Raw genomic sequence first — 15,419 nt, 5'->3', positions numbered from 1 at the left:
GGTGGTGCGGGCTAGCCTCGGGCGGCGGCGCACAGGTCGGTGGCGGCGGTGCCGAAGATCTGGGCGTCGTTGCCGACCATGACGAAGGCGAAGCCGCGGTCGGCGGCCGCCTTCGCCTGCTGGGCGGTGCGGACGGCGGTCCCGACGGGCGTCTCGCGGTCCTTGGCGGCGGCGAGCAGCCGGTCGGTCAGCGCGGTCAGGCCGGGGTCGTCGGCCTTGAGGCCGGTGGAGACGGTCAGGTCGCCCATGCCGAGGAAGGCGGCGTTGACCCCGGGGACGTCGAGGACGGCCTCGGCGTCCTCCACCGCGGAGAGGTCCTCCAGTTGGGGGATGCGCAGCGTGTCCTCGTCGCCGCGGCGCAGGTACTCGGGCGTCGGGTCGAGTCCCCACATGCCGGCCCGGGACGTGGTGCCGAGGCCGCGGCTGCCGCGCGGCGGGAACAGCATGCTCCGCGCGACGCGGTCGGCGTCGGCCCCGTCCATGACGTGCGGGACGAGGACGCCGTCCACGCCCGTGTCGAGGATCGGCTGCACGTGGCCCGCGCCCCGTTCCGGCACCCGGACGAGGGCGTGCAGGCCGAGGCCCTGCGAGACGACGACCATGCGGTAGGCGCTCTCCAGGGTCAGTGGGCTGTGCTCCAGGTCGATGACCACGAAGTCGAACCCGGCTCGGGCCAGCAGCTCCACGGTCTCCAGGGCGGGGATCTTGACCCAGGTGCCGAGGAGGGGCCCGCCGTCCCCGGTCCGCAGCCGTTCGATCATCCGCATCGCGGTCTCCTTCGGGCCGTCCCGGCGGGGGTGCCGGCCGGGGACAAGTTCCGAAGAGCGGGATGAACATCCTGTTCTTCGGGATTCCGGGCGACTGTAGGCAGACGTGTCGCGGCACGTCAAGAGATCGAATTTTCCGGAACTTTCCCGCCCTGAAATGCGGCGGAAACCTTGACACGGCCCCGAAGAGGTGACCTACAGTCCGGGGTTGTACCGGATAGATGGACAGCTAACCCGGATAGTGGGACAACCGGGCGGCCCGGACGGAAGGTGGGGAGACGGCATGGCGGACATGCCCGGGACATCGTCCAAGGATCGCCTGGACATCACCAGCGGGGACATCCAGGTCGTGGCGCGGACCGCTCAGCTGCTCCGCCTGCTGACCACCCACGAGACCATCGACCTGGTGACGGCCGCCGCCGAGCTGGGCGTGGGGAAGTCGACGGCGCACCGCTACCTCGCGTCGATGGAGAACCACGGCCTGCTGCACCGCCGCGACCGCAACCGCTACGAGTGCGGCGAGCTGCTGGCCGAGCTCGGCACGGTGGCGCTGTCCCGGCTCGGGGTGATCGAGGTCGCCCGCCCGGTGATGGAGGCCGTCAGCGTCGAGGTTCAGCAGACGGTGGTGCTGAGCATCTGGAACGGGCAGGCACCCGTTGTGATGCATGTGCACGAGGACAGCAGCCGTACGGCGCACGTCTCGATAAAGGTCGGGTCGGTGCTGCGTCAGGGCACGGCGCAGTTCCTGGTGTTCTACGCGTTCCGTGACCACACTTTCCATCGCTTCCGCGGCGAACCGTCCGCTCCCGCGATCTCGGAGGCCGACCTGGCGGTGGTGCGCGAGACCCGCGTCGCCGTCCGGTACTGGCCGGACGACGGCATCCGGGCCCTCGCCGTGCCCGTGTTCGACGCCAACAACCTGGTCGTCGCCACGCTCGGCGTCGTGGGCATCGCCCAGTTCGTGCCCGATGAGATCGACAGCCCCGTCGCGCGGGCCCTGCTGCGCGGCGCCGACATCATCAAGAACAGCCTGAGTAGCTCGCTGGAGGGCGACGGCGAAGACCAGCCCTGACCGGACACCGTCGTCGTCAGACGAACCGCGCCGGGGGGTGTGTCGCGTCGGTTCGCACCGTTCGTGTGGACGGTTCCCTCGAGAAAAAAAGAGGTAAGGCAATGAGACAACCCCGAACGCTCGTCCTGGCGATGGCCGGTTCCCTGCTGCTCGCGGCCTGCGGGGTCAGCGGCTCCAGCGGCGGCGGCTCCGACGACAAGACGCTCACCTGGGCCAGCACCGGCGGCAAGTTCCAGGAGGACGAGAAGAACGCCCTGCAGAAGCCGTTCACCGCCAAGACCGGCACGACGTTCACCAACGCCAGCCCGGCCGACATCGCGCAGGTCAGGGCGATGGTCAAGTCCGGGCGCACCATCTGGGACCTGGTGAACACGAGCTGGATCTTCGGGGGCGCCTACTGCGGCGAGCTGTTCGAGAAGCTCGACAGCCCGACCCTGGACCGCAGCCAGTTCCCGCAGGGCACCACGCACGACTGCTTCATTCCGACGTTCCGGTACGCGAACATCTTCAGCTACAACGCCGACATGTTCCCCGGCGCGAAGCCGTCGAAGATCGAGGACTTCTTCGACGTCAAGCGCTTCCCGGGCAAGCGCATCGTCTTCGACTACCCCAAGAACGGGCTGCTGGAGGCGGCGCTGGTCGCCGACGGCGTCGCGCCGGACAAGCTGTACCCGCTGGACGTGGACCGGGCGTTCAAGAAGCTCGACACGATCAAGAAGAACCTGGTGTTCGCGCCCACCTACGGCGCCATCCAGCAGCAGCTCGTCGACAAGCAGGCGTCCATGACCCTGACGGTGACGGCGCGCGGCGTGACGGCCGCGCAGGCGGGCGCCAACCTCAAGCCGGTGTGGGACTTCAACACCACCGACATCGGCGCGCTGCTCATCCCGAAGGGCAGCCCGCGCAAGACGCTCGCGCAGGAGATGCTCGCGTTCGTCGTCGCACCCGAGCAGGCCCGCGCCTACGCCAAGCTCACCGGCACGGCCCCGGCGCGCACGGACGTCCCGGTCGAGAGCATCCAGTACTCGCCGCTGCAGAAGTCGTTCAACGCCTTCCAGTCCGACCGCGGCCGGCTCGTCGAGCAGGACAAGCCGTGGTGGATCAAGAACACCGACGCCGTGTCGAAGCGCTGGACCAAGTGGAAGGTCAGCTAGCCGATGGCCGCCCCGACCCGCGCGCCCTCCCCGCCGGACGCCGCTCCGGCGGGGGGACCGGCCCCGCCCACCAGGCGCGACCGCCGCAGCGCGGTGCTGCTCCTGCTGCCGGCGCTGGTGGCGCTGACGGTCCTGTTCGCCCTGCCGCTGATCAACGTGGCGTGGCAGAGCTTCACCGACCCCACGTTCGGGATCGACAACTACACGTCGCTGTTCACCGACGGGTACACGCTGCGGGTGCTCGGCCGGACGGTGCTGACCGCGCTGGTGGTGACCTTCGTGGGGATGGTCCTGGCCTACCCCTACGCGTACGCGATGACGATCGTGGGCCCCACCGCCCGCGCCGTCCTGGTCACGGTGGTGCTCGTCCCGTTCTGGACGAGCATGCTGGCCCGCAACTTCGCGTGGCTGGTGCTGATGCAGAACGACGGGGTGATCCAGAAGTACCTGCTGGCCCCGTTCGGTTTCGGCGACACCGTGCTGCTGGGCACCAACACGGGCGTCGCCATCTCGATGACCCAGGTGATGCTGCCGTTCATGGTCCTGCCGATGTACAGCAGGATGCAGCAGATCGACCGGCGGCTGGTGAAGGCCGCGCAGGGCCTCGGGGCGGGACGGGTGTCGGCCTTCCGCAAGGTCTACGTTCCGCTGTCGCTGCCGGGCGTGGTGGCCGGGGCGTCGCTGGTGTTCGTGCTCGCGCTCGGCTTCTACGTCACGCCGGCGCTGCTCGGCTCGCCGCAGAGCGCGCTGATCGCCCAGGTCATCAACACCCAGGCGCGTGAGCTGCTCGACTTCGGCGGCGCCGGGGCGATGGGCATGTTCCTGCTGGTCGTCGCGCTGGCGGTGCTGGGCGTCAGCCGGCTGCTCGCCGGGCGCGGCGCGGGCGGCCTCTCCCAGGCGGTGGCCACCGCGGGCGGCGCCTCCGGGGCGTCGGAATCCGTGCGGGCCCCGTGGCTGCGGGCCTACACGGCCGTCGCCGGGCTGTTCCTGGTCGCGCCCAGCCTCGTGGTCATCCCGATGAGCTTCTCCTCCGGGCAGACCTTCCAGTTCCCGCCGCAGGGCTGGTCGGTCCGGTGGTACGAGCGGTTGTTCACCTCACCGGAGTGGACGGCCTCCATCCTCAACTCGCTCCAGGTCGCGGTGATCACCGCGGTGCTGGCCACCGTCCTCGGCACCGCGGCCGCGGTCGGGCTGACCCGGGCGCCCGAGCGGGTGCGCGGCGCGGCGAACGGGTTCCTGCTGTCCCCGCTCACCGTGCCGCACATCCTCATCGCGCTCGTGGTCTTCAGCGTCTTCCTCCGGATGGGGCTGAACGGCAAGCTGATCGGGATCATCCTGGCGCACACCGCGCTCGCGCTCCCGTTCGTGGTGATCGCCGTCTTCACCCGGCTGCGCGGCATGGACCCCCGGCTGGCGGACGCCGCCGCCGGGATGGGCGCGCGGCCCTGGTCGGTCTTCCGCCGCGTCACCCTCCCGCTGGCGATGCCCGGCGTCGCCTCCGGCGCCGTGCTGGCCTTCGTGAGCTCGCTGGACGAGGTGGTCGTCGCGCTGTTCCTCCAGGGCCCCGCCGCGATCACCCTGCCGGTGCAGATGTTCAACAGCGTGGCCCTCCAGATCGACCCCACGATCTCCGCCGCCTCCAGCGTCATGGTCGTCGGCGTGAGCGTTCCGATCCTGCTCGCCCAGGTGGCGGGCGCCCGCCGCGGAGCCGCGAAGGCGGGCGGCACCGGAAAGGCAGACGGCACCGGAAAGGCGGGTGATCCCCGATGAAGTCGCAGGAGTCCGGCGGAGGCCGGATCGAGCTGGTCGACCTGTGCAAGCGCTTCGCGCCCCGCGGACCGCTGGTGGTCGACCATGTGGGGATCGACGTCGCCCCCGGCGAGTTCGTCACCCTGCTCGGCCCCAGCGGGTCGGGCAAGACGACGACCCTCAACATGATCGCCGGGTTCACCGAGGCGACGTCGGGGGAGATCCGGCTGCACGGCCGCGACATCTCCGGCCTGCCGCCGCATCGCCGCGGGTTCGGCATGGTGTTCCAGAACTACGCCCTGTTCCCGCACATGACCGTCGAGCAGAACGTGGCGTTCCCGCTGCGGGAGCGCGGCGTGGGCAGGCGGGAGACGCAGCGGCGGGTGGGCGACGCGCTCGACCTCGTCGACCTCGGCGGTCTCGCCGGGCGGCGTCCCAACGAGCTGTCCGGCGGGCAGCAGCAGCGCGTCGCGCTGGCCCGCGCCGTCGTGTACTCCCCGAGCGTCCTGCTGCTGGACGAGCCGCTCAGCGCGCTCGACCGGAGGCTGCGCCAGACGCTCCAGCACGAGATCAAGCGCATCCACGACGAGCTGAAGCTGACGTTCGTGTTCGTCACGCACGACCAGGAGGAGGCGATGGTGCTCTCCGACCGGATCGCGGTGTTCAACCGCGGCCGGATCGAGCGCCTCGACGGCCCCGCCGAGCTGTACAACCGGCCCGGCACCCGGTTCGTCGCGACCTTCCTCGGCGAGTCGAACATCTTCGCCGGACGGCTCACCGGCGACGTCTACGTGTGGGGCGACCGCAAGTGGGGCTTCGCTGCCGAGGGCCCCGGCGCCGGCCCCGACGACCGGCTGCTGGTCGTGCGGCCCGAGCGGGTGGGCCTCGCGACCGAACCGTCCGCCGTCCCGTCGGGAGCGAACCGGGCCGAGGCGACCGTCATCGAGGTCACCTTCCACGGCACATACCAGCGCGTCCGGCTGGAATTCCGGGACGGCACCGAGGGCTCCGCCGTCCTGTCCCAGGGCGCAGGCGGGACCGCCGGCCTGCCGGACCCGGGCGCTTCCGTGGCGGCGCACTGGAGCCCGGACGACCAGGTGCTGGTGACCGACGGGCCCGCCGCCTCCCAGATCGACCAAGAGATGAGGACCGACACGTGATCGCTGATCCCGCGCTGATCGACCCCGACCTCGACGGGGACCGGCACGACCCCGACGACGAGGCCGACGCGCTGCTCGTCGGGGCGGTGGACCTGCACCAGCATCCCGGCCCGAGCCCGTTCCCGCGCCGGATGAGCATTCTGGACGCCGCCCGCGACGCCGCCGGAGCCGGCTTCCGCGCCATCGTCGCCAAGTCGCACCACCACAGCATGGTCACCGACATCCTCGCGCTCGGCCCCGCCGGGCTCGACGACCTGCCCGTCGAGGTGCGCGGCGGGATCGCCCTGAACCGGACGGTCGGCGGCCTCAACCCCTACGCGGTGGAGCTGGCGCTGCGCATGGGGGGCCGCATGGTGTGGTTCCCGACCCTCGCCTCGCACGCCCACATCGACCACCACGCCGAGCACAACACCGGGTTCCCCACGCCCGAGGTCGAGCTCCGCGACAACGAGCCGATCTCGATCGTGGACGAGGCCGGGGCCGTGCTGCCGGAGGTGCGCGACATCCTCGGCGTGATCGCCGCCGAGGACGCCGTGCTGACCTGCGGGCACCTCGGCGTCGGCGAGGCGCAGGCGCTCATCGACGCCGCGCTGGAGGAGGGCGTCCAGCGGATCGTCGTGAACCACCCCTGCTTCGTCGTCGGCGCGTCCATCGAGCAGGCCGCCGCGTGGGCCCGGCAGGGCGTGCACATCGAGCACTGCGCGGTCATGTACTTCGGACGCCCCGACCGCCGCCGCGACATCGGCGAGCTGGAGGCGTTCATCAAGGCCGCCGGGGTGGAGCGCACGGTGATCTCGTCGGACTCGGGGCAGAAGGTGAACCCGCTGCCGGTCACTCTGTTCCGCCGGGCCGTGCGGGGCCTGCTCGACGCGGGCCTCCCGGAGTCCGACATCACCCGGCTGGTCGGCGGCAACGCCGGAGGGCTGCTGCTGCCATGAGCGCACGGGCACCGGACCCGCCCGGCACCGGGGACGGCGTCTACGAGGTCGTGGCCCTGCGGTACGGGACGCGCACCGGGACCCGCGCGGAGATCTACCTCAACCACCACATCCACGGTGAGCCGGACTCGCCGCTCGACATGGACTACTACTGCTGGGTGGTCCGCAACGACCGGCGGACCGTGGTCGTGGACACCGGGTTCGGCCCCGAAGGCGGCGCCCGCCGGGCGCGCACCACGCTGACCGAGCCGGTCGCGGCCCTGGCGGCGCTCGGGGCCTCCCCGGACGCCGCGCCGCCGGTGATCGTGACGCACGCCCACTACGACCACATCGGCAACCTCGCCGCGTTCGACCGGTCCGAGGTCATGCTCGCCCGCGGCGAGTTCGAGTTCTGGACGGGCCCGATGCGCCGCCGCGCGCAGTTCGCCCACTCCGTCGAGGAGGCCGAGACCGCCCACCTGGCCGAGGTCGCCCGGCAGGGCCGGATGACGCTCCTGGACGGGCCGCGGACGGTGGCGCCGGGCATCGAGGTCGTCCCGGTGGGCGGGCACACGCCCGGACAGCTGATCGTCCTGGTGACCACGGCGTCGGGGCGGACCGTCCTCGCGTCCGACGCCCTGCACTACTACGAGGAACTGGACCTGGACCGGCCGTTCGCGTTCGTCGCGGACCTCCCCGCGATGTACCGGGGCTTCGACCTGCTGCGCGACCTGGCCGGACGGCCCGGTCACGTCCTGGTCCCCGGACACGACCCCGAGGTGATGCGGCGGTTCCCGGTGCTGGAGGGCACCGGCGGCCACGCCGTCCGCGTCGGCTGACCGAAACGGTCGGCTGACTGGATCGGTCGGCTGACACGGCCGGCCGTCACGAGAGGAGCACGAAGTTGGCGCACAACACGCTGGAGGACAAGGTCGCCCTCGTCACCGGCGGCGGGAGCGGGATCGGCGCGGCCACCGCCCGCCGGCTCGCCGGCCAGGGGGCCCGGGTCGTCGTGGTCGACGTGAACGGCGACGCGGCGAAGCAGACCGCCGAGTCCCTGCCGACCGAGAGCCTGGCCATCGCCGCCGACGTCTCCAAGGAGGCCGACGTCGAGCGCTACGCCGAGCAGGCGCTGGACAGGTTCGGCCGGATCGACCTGTACCACCTGAACGCCGGGATCCTCGGCACGCTGGACCGGCTGACCGACCTCACGGTCGACGACTTCGACCGGGTCACGTCCGTGAACCTGCGCGGCCCCTTCCTCGGGCTGCGGACCGCGTTCCGCTGCTACGAGTCCCAGGGCAACGGGGGCGCGATCGTGCTGACCTCGTCGATCGGGGGCCTGCGCGGCAGCGCCGACCTGCTGCCCTACCAGGCCAGCAAGCACGGCGTGATCGGGCTGACGTACGGCGCCGCCATGTTCGGGGGGTCACGGGGGGTGCGCGTCAACGCCGTCGCGCCCGGCCTCGTCCCGACCGGGCTGTTCACCGGGGTGGCCGGCGCCGGGAAGAACCTGGAGCAGCGTGGGACGACCACGCCGCTGCGGCGGGTCGGCACCCCCGAGGAGATCGCCGGGGTGGTGGCGTTCCTGCTCGGGGACGACGCGGCGTACATCACCGGCGAGGTGGTGTCGGTCGACGGCGGCGCCGCGATGGTCAACACCGTCCGTCCGTCCGGTGGCGCGGGAGCCTGGCGTCCCGAGGAGACGGCGTGACCGAGAAGCGCCCGGTCGGTTTCGTCGGCCTCGGCAACATGGGCGGGCGCATCGCGCGCCGCATCATCGAGCGTGGCCACCGCGTCCTCGGCCATGACAGCGACCCCGGGAAGGTCGCCGCGGCGGGCGCCGACCCGGCGGGGTCGGCGGCCGGCGTGGCCGAGGGCAGCGACACGATCCTGCTGTCCCTGCCGGACAGCAAGGCGGTCGAGGCCGTCGTCATGGGGGCGGGCGGCCTGCTCGGCGCGTGCCGTCCCGGCCAGGTCGTGGTCGATCTGAGCACGGCCGCGCCGGAATCGACCGTCTGGCTGCACGCCGCGCTCCGCGAGCGGGGCGTGACGTTCCTGGACGCGGGCGTCACCGGCGGCGCCGCGGCCGCCGAGCGGGGCGCGCTGACGCTGATGGTCGGCGGCTCCGCCGACGCGGTCGGCGCGCTGTACTGGCTGTTCGACCTGTTCGCCGCGAAGGTCTTCGTCATGGGGGACAGCGGGGCCGGGCACACCGCGAAGCTGCTCAACAACTTCCTCAACGCCGTCTCCCTCGCGGCCACCGCCGAGGTGATGGTCGCGGGGCGGGCGGCCGGCCTGGACCCGGGGCGGCTGCTCGCGGTCCTCAACGCGGGGAGCGGGCAGAACTTCGCGACCCGCGAGCGGTTCCCGCACATCATCCGGGGCGACTACCTGGAGGGCGGCCTCACCGGCGCGCTGATGATGAAGGACATCGTCCTGTACGTCGAACGCGCCCGCGCGCTCGGCGTCCCGACGCTCAACGCCGCCGGGCCGCTGGCGACGTTCGGGCTGTCCAACAACCTCGGCTACGCCGACCAGATCAGCAACCGGGTGGTGGACGCGCTGGGCGACGTCGCCGGCGGCATCCGGGTCCACGACGGCGAGGAGGCCGCCCGATGAGGATCGTGCGCGGGCGAGCCTCCGCGGGCGCGTCCGAGCGGAGGTCGTCGACGTTCACCGGCGAGGTCTGGGCCGACCCCGTCCTGCCGTCCACCGACGGCGTCGTCGTCAACAACGTGTTCTTCGCCCCCGGCGCGCGCACCCACTGGCACCACCACGAGAACGGGCAGATCCTCCAGGTCACGGCCGGTTCCGGGTGGGTGTGCGCGCTCGGCGAGGCGCCCGAGCCGCTCGGCCCGGGCGACCTGGTCTGGGTGCCGCCCGGCGAGACCCACTGGCACGGCGCCGGGCCGGACGGCTACCTGCTGCACCTCGCGACCTCGCTCGGCACGACCCACTGGGACCGGCCCGTCACCGACGAGGAGTACGGGGCCGCCCGCCCGCAGACCATCCCGGAGGAGCAACGATGACCCTTGACGTGAACAGCCAGGAGAGCCGGTACGAGCGGGGGATGCGGGCCCGCCGGGAGGTGCTCGGCGCGGAGCACGTGGACCGCGCGATGTCGACGGCGAGCGACTTCGGCCGTCCCATCCAGGAACTGCTGACCGAGTACTGCTGGGGCGAGATCTGGACCAGGCCCGGCCTGGAGCGCCGCACCCGCAGCATGCTGAACATCGTCATGCTGACCGCGCTCGGCCGCAACCACGAGCTCGGGGTGCACGTGCGGGGCGCGGTGAACAACGGCGTCACCGACGACGAGATCCGCGAGTGCCTGCTCCAGGCGATGATCTACTGCGGCGCGCCCGCCGCGCTGGAGGCGTTCCGCGTCGCCGAGCGGGTCCTGACCGAGCTGCGCGCCGATGGGTGACCGCGGAACGGTCGGTTTCGTCGGGCTCGGCAACATGGGCGCCCCGATGGCGGGCCGGCTCGCACGCGCCGGGTACGCGGTGCGCGGCCACGACGCCGACGCGGCGTCCCTGACCGTGCTGGACGAGCTGCCGGGGGCGGTCCCGGTCCCCACCGCGGCGGCGGCCGCCGAGGGGGCGGACGCGGTGGTGCTGATGCTGCCGACGTCCGATGTCGTCGAGGCGGTGCTGGACGGCGGGCTGCGCGACGCACTCGCCCCCGGCACCGTCCTGGTCGACATGGGTTCCTCCGACCCGGTCCGGACCCGGGCGCTCGCCCCCGGCATCGGGGAGCGGGGCGCGGCGCTGGTCGACGCGCCCGTCTCCGGCGGTGTGGCGGGCGCCCGGAACGGGACGCTCACCATCATGGCCGGGGGCGACCCGGAGCCCGTCGAGCGGGTCCGGCCCCTGCTGGAGGCGCTGGGCGGGAAGGTCCTGCACGTCGGCCCCGTGGCCGCCGGACACGCCCTCAAGGCGCTCAACAACCTGATGTCCGCGGCGCACCTCCTCGTCTCCTCGGAGGCGCTGGAGGCCGGGCACGCGTTCGGGCTCGACTACGAGGTGATGCTGGAGGCCGTCAACGGGTCCAGCGGCCGCAGCGGATCCACCCAGGTCAAGTGGCCGGCCCACGTGCTCCCGGGCGGGTTCGACTCCGGCTTCGGCCTCGGCCTGATGCTCAAGGACATGCGGACGGCGGTCGGGCTCGCCGCCGCGTCCGGCCGCCCCGCCCGGCTCGGCGCGGCGGCCGTGGACCTGTGGGCCGAGGCGGCGCGCGAGCTGCCGGGCGACGCCGACCACACCGAGATCGTGCGCTGGCTACGGAACGGAGAGCAACGATGACCGTCCTCACCCCCGACCAGGAGGAGATCAAGGCCGAGTTCATCCGCGTGCGCGGCACGTGGGGGCCGCCGTGGGAGAGCATGCTGCGCCACGACCCCGGGTTCCTCAAGGCGTACCTGAACTTCTCGGCCGTGCCGTGGCGCAAGAACCACCTGGACGCCAAGACGAAGGAGTTCGTCTACATCGCCGTGGACGCCGCGGCGACCCACCTGTACGAGCCCGGCATCCTCCAGCACATCCGCGCCGCCCTGGAACAGGGCGCGACGGGCGCGGAGATCATGGAGGTGCTGGAGCTGACCAGCACCCTCGGCATCCACGCCTGCAACATCGGCGTCCCCCTCCTTCTGGAGGTCCTCGAAGAGGAGGGGCTCCGCACCGAGCCCGCCCCCCTGGACGCGGAGCGCGAGCGTCTCAAGGCCGAGTTCGTCGCCAACCGCGGCTACTGGCACCCGTTCTGGGACGGCCTGCTGGAACTCGACCCCGAACTCTTCGGCGCCTACCTGGACTTCTCGTCGGTCCCCTGGACGACGGGCACCCTCCCGCCGAAGACCAAGGAACTCGTCTACGTGGCCTTCGACGCCTCGGCCACCCACCTGTACCAGCCGGGCCTCAAGCTCCACATGCGCAACGCGCTGCGCCACGGCGCCACCGCGGAGGAGATCATGGAGGTCCTGGAGATCGCCAGCGTGGTGGGCATCCACGCCGCGACGACCGCGGCGCCCCTCCTGGACAAGGCCCTGGCCGAGAAGGCGGGAAGCCCCGGCGCCGCCACCTGCGGGCGGTGAACGGGCCGGGGCCGGGCTCGTGAGCGTTCCGGCGCCGGGCCGCCCGGCGCCGGAACGCTCAGGTGAGGAACCCTCCATCGACCGGCAGGATGACCCCGCTGAGGTGGCTCGCCCGGTCGCTCAGCAGGAACGACACGGTCGCGCCGACCTCCGCTCCCGTCCCCGCCTTGCGCAGCGGCGTGGCGGCGATCCGGGCCTCCACACCGCCGGGGATCCGCTGCCGCAGATGGTCGAGCATCGCGCTCTCGATCGGGCCGGGGGCCAGCACGTTCACCCGGACGCCGAGCGGCCCGAAGTCGTGGGCGGCGGTGCGGGTCAGGCCGATGACCGCGTGCTTGGTGGCCTGGTAGGCGCCTGAACCGGAGCTGCCGCGCAGGCCGCCGATGCTGCTCATGTTGACGATCGAGCCGGAGCCCTGCGCCTCCATGACCCGGATCTCCTCGCGGAGGCACAGCCACGTGCCCTTCACGTTGACGGCCATGATCCGGTCGAAGTCCTCTTCGGTGACCGCGTCGAGCCGCCCGCTCCCGGGAATCGCGGCGTTGTTGAACGCCCCGTCGAGCCGGCCGAACCGCGCGACGGTGGCGTCGACGAACGCGGCGACGTCCGACGGGTCCGAGACGTCGCCGGTCGTGTAGGCGACGTCGTGCCCGTCCGAGGTGAGCTCCTCGGTGAGTTCGGCGAGCGGCGCCTTGCTGCGCGCGACGAGCATGAGGGCGGCGCCGTCCGCGGCGAGGAGGCGCGCGGTGGCGGCCCCGATCCCCGTGCTCGCCCCGACGATGAGGACGGTCTTGCCGGCGAGCGGTGGTTCTGTGGTGGCTGGCATGGGTCAGTGGGCCCTTTCCTGGTCTCGTTCCATGGGCGTACTCATGGGGTCGTGCTCGCGTCGCCGCCGTCGACGCCGCGGAGGGCGAGCATCTTCCGGGCGTCGTCGGGTGTGGCGATCTCCTTGCCCAGGTCTTCGATGACGCCCCGGATCTTCGTCACCTGCTGGGCGTTGCTCTCCGCGAGGCGTCCCCGGCCGATCCACAGGCTGTCTTCGAGGCCCACCCGCACGTGGCCGCCGAGCCACGCGCTGTGGGTGGCGAACTGCATCTGGTCGCGGCCGGCGGCGAAGGCGGAGAAGGAGTAGTCGTCACCGAAGAGCTTGTCGGCGATCCGCACCATGTGCTCAAGGTTCTCGTGGTCGGCGCCGATGCCGCCCAGGATGCCGAAGACGCCCTGGATCAGCAGCGGCGGCTTGGCGAGCCCCTTGTCGAGGAAGTACTTGAGCGTGTACAGGTGCCCGATGTCGTAGCACTCGAACTCGAACCGGGTGCCGTGCTCGCCGAGCGTCCGCAGGGTGTGCTCGATCTTGTCGAAGGTGTTGACGAACGGGTGCGAGTAGGTGTTGAGCACGTAGGGCTTCTCCCAGTCGTGCTTCCACTCCTTCACCCGGTCGGCGATCCCCGAGAACACGAAGTTCATCGAGCCCATGTTCAGCGACGCCAGCTCGGGCCGGAAATGGAGGGCGGCGGCCAGCCGCTGCTCCATCGTCATCTGCGTCGAGCCGCCGGTGGTGATGTTGAGGACGGCGTCGCCGTGCGCGGTGATGCGCTCGATGATCTTCTCGAAGACCTCGACCTCGAACGCCGGCCGCCCGTCCGGCCGCCGGGCGTGCAGGTGCACGATGGCCGAACCGGCCTCGATCGCCTCCAGCGCGGCGTCGGCCACCTGGTCGGCGGACAGCGGGAGATGGGGGCTCTGGGACGGCACGTTCACCGATCCCGTCACCGCCGTGGTGATGATGACCTTCTCGGCGGCCCGCATCGTCAGCTCCCTTCCGCTTCCCGGAACGTCGTGACCAGCCCCCGCGCGGCCTCCGCCAGCATCGAGGCGTCGTTGCTGAGCACGACGAAGTCGCACCCGTCGCGCGCCGCCTGCGCCGCCCGCTCGGGCACGCCGCCGAACGCCAGCCCGCAGCGCTTGCCCGCGGCGTGCGCGGCGTCGAGCGCCGAGCCGATCAGGTCCTTCACCTCGGGCGAGGCCGGGGTGGACCCCATCGACAGCGAGAGGTCCGCGGCGCCGACGAACACCGCGTCGACCGAGTCGAGCGCGAGGATCTCCGGCGCGGCCTTGACGGCGTCGACGCTCTCGAGCTGCGGGATGCACAGCACGTCGTCGTTCCCGACGGCCCGGTAGTCGGTCGCGGGGCGCAGCCCCCACGCCCCGGCCCGGCTGGTGCCGCCCGCGCCGCGGGTACCGTGCGGCGGGAACCGGCACGCCTTCCCGACGGCCTCGGCCTGCTCGACGGTGTCGACGTGCGGCACGAGGATGCCCATGGCGCCCGCGTCGAGGATCTTCTGGATCGTGGACGGGGTCCCGTCCGGCACCCGGACCAGGGGCACCACGCCGAGCGCGGCGGCCGAGTTGATCAGCCGGTACGCCATCGTCAGGTCGAGCGGCGCGTGCTCCAGGTCGATCACGACGAAGTCGAACCCGCAGTACGCCATGATCTCGGACGGCTCGGTGGAGGCGATCTTCAGCCAGGTGCCGAGCGGTGTGCCGGCCCGGTCCGCGGCGAACAGCCCGGCGCCGGTGCGTCGCGTCCCGGTCACGGCATCGGGTAGTCGTCGGCGTTGAGCACCCAGCCCGGCTTGGCGGAGAAGTCGGCGCGCGGCGGGCTGAAGATGTCGATCAGCTGGTTCCGGTCGGGGCTGGCGGCCGCGGAGGTGTGCACGGTGGGCGGCGGGATGATCGCGACGGACGGGCTGCCGATCCGCACATGGTCGTCCTCGCGCCACCCGGTGCTGTCGGGCAGCCACGGGGTGCGGATGTGGTGGACGTACTCGCCCTGCACGGCCAGCGAGAGCTGCTCGAAGTCGTCGTGGGTGTGCGGGGAGAGCTTGTGGGGGTCGCGCGGACCGTCGATCTCGGGCAGGAAGTTCACCATGAACGAGCGGGTCCGGAAGATGCGGCCGAACCGGCCCGCCTCGTTCGGCACCTCCGACAGCCGGTAGAACCGCACCGCCGGCCCGGCGGGGGGCTCCGGCCAGCGCTCCAGCAGCGCGACGCGCGGGTGGTCCTCCACGTAGGAGTCCGCGTTGGCGGGCCGGTCCCGCCAGTCGGGCTCGGTGGCCTCGACCAGGCGGATGAGCGGGCCGTCGCCCTCCACGGCGAGCCGCGAGGTGCCGGGCGGCACCACCACCAGACCGGGCTCGTCGATCTTGGTGGCGCCGTCGTCGGTGATCACCGAGAAGGCGGGCGAGTCGCCGATGGCCAGCACGACGAGCTCACCGTCGAGCGTTCCGTTGCCGAGCTCGTCTCCCGCGCGCGCGAAGGTGTGCACGAGCACGACGTTCTGGCCGCGGACGATCGCGGTCCGCTCGTCCGGTGACGCGGCGTCCGGTGAGGCGAGCTTGCGGAAGTCGAAGTACTGCGGAGCCGCGATGGGGGCGCCGCTGTCCGGCCGCGATGCCGTCGCCGTCGCGAGCGAGGAGCGGGGGTCGTCTTTCCCGTATGCCATGGT

The 15,419-nt window shown here is 72.2% G+C and carries 17 protein-coding genes; 12 read left to right on the top strand and 5 right to left on the bottom strand.

All coding sequences use genetic code 11. The features are described from left to right. Nucleotides 1-11: 11 nt before the first annotated feature. Nucleotides 12-767 carry an HpcH/HpaI aldolase family protein gene (locus BM339_RS14820; protein WP_075021184.1) on the bottom strand — a complete coding sequence of 252 codons (756 nt, stop codon included), beginning with the start codon at nt 765-767 and terminating at the stop codon, nt 12-14. Between the two features lie 283 nt (nt 768-1,050). Between BM339_RS14820 and BM339_RS14815 the strand changes: the two genes are divergently transcribed. The 12 genes from BM339_RS14815 (at nt 1,051) to BM339_RS14760 (ending at nt 11,911) form a co-directional block, all read left to right on the top strand. Beyond that, nucleotides 1,051-1,839: an IclR family transcriptional regulator gene (locus BM339_RS14815; protein ID WP_021594257.1), complete on the top strand. Its 789-nt coding sequence runs from the start codon at nt 1,051-1,053 to the stop codon at nt 1,837-1,839. Between the two features lie 101 nt (nt 1,840-1,940). Continuing rightward, nucleotides 1,941-2,993, top strand: a complete 1,053-nt coding sequence (locus BM339_RS14810; RefSeq protein ID WP_081842335.1) for an extracellular solute-binding protein — start codon at nt 1,941-1,943, stop codon at nt 2,991-2,993. 3 nt (nt 2,994-2,996) lie between these two features. Further along, a complete protein-coding gene (locus tag BM339_RS14805; protein ID WP_075021183.1) occupies nt 2,997-4,763 on the top strand; it encodes an ABC transporter permease subunit in 1,767 nt (588 codons plus the stop codon). Then, nucleotides 4,760-5,902: an ABC transporter ATP-binding protein gene (locus tag BM339_RS14800; RefSeq protein ID WP_075021182.1), complete on the top strand. Its 1,143-nt coding sequence runs from the start codon at nt 4,760-4,762 to the stop codon at nt 5,900-5,902. Before BM339_RS14805 ends, BM339_RS14800 begins: the two co-directional genes overlap by 4 nt. After that, nucleotides 5,899-6,840 carry a DUF6282 family protein gene (locus BM339_RS14795; RefSeq protein ID WP_021594253.1) on the top strand — a complete coding sequence of 314 codons (942 nt, stop codon included), beginning with the start codon at nt 5,899-5,901 and terminating at the stop codon, nt 6,838-6,840. Before BM339_RS14800 ends, BM339_RS14795 begins: the two co-directional genes overlap by 4 nt. Further along, on the top strand, nt 6,837-7,658 hold the full coding sequence (locus tag BM339_RS14790; RefSeq protein WP_021594252.1) for an N-acyl homoserine lactonase family protein: 822 nt from the start codon (nt 6,837-6,839) through the stop codon (nt 7,656-7,658). Before BM339_RS14795 ends, BM339_RS14790 begins: the two co-directional genes overlap by 4 nt. Before the next feature lie 65 nt (nt 7,659-7,723). After that, nucleotides 7,724-8,533, top strand: a complete 810-nt coding sequence (locus BM339_RS14785) for an SDR family NAD(P)-dependent oxidoreductase (RefSeq protein ID WP_021594251.1) — start codon at nt 7,724-7,726, stop codon at nt 8,531-8,533. After that, nucleotides 8,530-9,441 carry an NAD(P)-dependent oxidoreductase gene (locus tag BM339_RS14780; RefSeq protein WP_021594250.1) on the top strand — a complete coding sequence of 304 codons (912 nt, stop codon included), beginning with the start codon at nt 8,530-8,532 and terminating at the stop codon, nt 9,439-9,441. Before BM339_RS14785 ends, BM339_RS14780 begins: the two co-directional genes overlap by 4 nt. Beyond that, nucleotides 9,438-9,851, top strand: coding sequence for a cupin domain-containing protein (locus tag BM339_RS14775; RefSeq protein ID WP_021594249.1), 414 nt, complete (start codon nt 9,438-9,440; stop codon nt 9,849-9,851). Before BM339_RS14780 ends, BM339_RS14775 begins: the two co-directional genes overlap by 4 nt. Further along, on the top strand, nt 9,848-10,249 hold the full coding sequence (gene pcaC, locus BM339_RS14770) for a 4-carboxymuconolactone decarboxylase (protein WP_021594248.1): 402 nt from the start codon (nt 9,848-9,850) through the stop codon (nt 10,247-10,249). Before BM339_RS14775 ends, pcaC begins: the two co-directional genes overlap by 4 nt. Beyond that, nucleotides 10,242-11,126, top strand: a complete 885-nt coding sequence (locus BM339_RS14765) for an NAD(P)-dependent oxidoreductase (RefSeq protein ID WP_075021181.1) — start codon at nt 10,242-10,244, stop codon at nt 11,124-11,126. Before pcaC ends, BM339_RS14765 begins: the two co-directional genes overlap by 8 nt. Then, nucleotides 11,123-11,911 carry a carboxymuconolactone decarboxylase family protein gene (locus BM339_RS14760; protein ID WP_021594246.1) on the top strand — a complete coding sequence of 263 codons (789 nt, stop codon included), beginning with the start codon at nt 11,123-11,125 and terminating at the stop codon, nt 11,909-11,911. The genes BM339_RS14765 and BM339_RS14760 overlap by 4 nt, the downstream gene beginning before the upstream one ends. A gap of 58 nt (nt 11,912-11,969) precedes the next feature. Here BM339_RS14760 and BM339_RS14755 read toward each other — a convergent pair whose 3' ends face one another. From BM339_RS14755 to BM339_RS14740, 4 genes are read right to left on the bottom strand one after another with little or no spacing between them, the layout of a single operon-like run. After that, the gene (locus BM339_RS14755; protein WP_021594245.1) at nt 11,970-12,737 is read right to left on the bottom strand and encodes an SDR family NAD(P)-dependent oxidoreductase; all 768 of its coding nucleotides are present in this window, start codon (nt 12,735-12,737) and stop codon (nt 11,970-11,972) included. 41 nt (nt 12,738-12,778) lie between these two features. Further along, nucleotides 12,779-13,720 (bottom strand): 3,5-dioxohexanoate:acetyl-CoA acetone transferase, encoded by a 942-nt coding sequence (gene kce / locus BM339_RS14750; protein ID WP_075021180.1) that lies wholly within the window; start codon nt 13,718-13,720, stop codon nt 12,779-12,781. A 2-nt stretch (nt 13,721-13,722) separates the two neighbouring features. Next, nucleotides 13,723-14,508 carry an HpcH/HpaI aldolase family protein gene (locus BM339_RS14745; protein WP_075021179.1) on the bottom strand — a complete coding sequence of 262 codons (786 nt, stop codon included), beginning with the start codon at nt 14,506-14,508 and terminating at the stop codon, nt 13,723-13,725. Then, nucleotides 14,505-15,416: a cupin domain-containing protein gene (locus BM339_RS14740; protein ID WP_075021178.1), complete on the bottom strand. Its 912-nt coding sequence runs from the start codon at nt 15,414-15,416 to the stop codon at nt 14,505-14,507. The genes BM339_RS14745 and BM339_RS14740 overlap by 4 nt, the downstream gene beginning before the upstream one ends. Between the last annotated feature and the right edge of the window lie 3 nt (nt 15,417-15,419).

This window comes from Actinomadura madurae, assembly GCF_900115095.1.
GTDB lineage: Bacteria > Actinomycetota > Actinomycetes > Streptosporangiales > Streptosporangiaceae > Spirillospora > Spirillospora madurae.
Note: the sequence above shows the minus strand (reverse complement) of the source record. Positions and strands in the feature narration are given on the sequence as shown.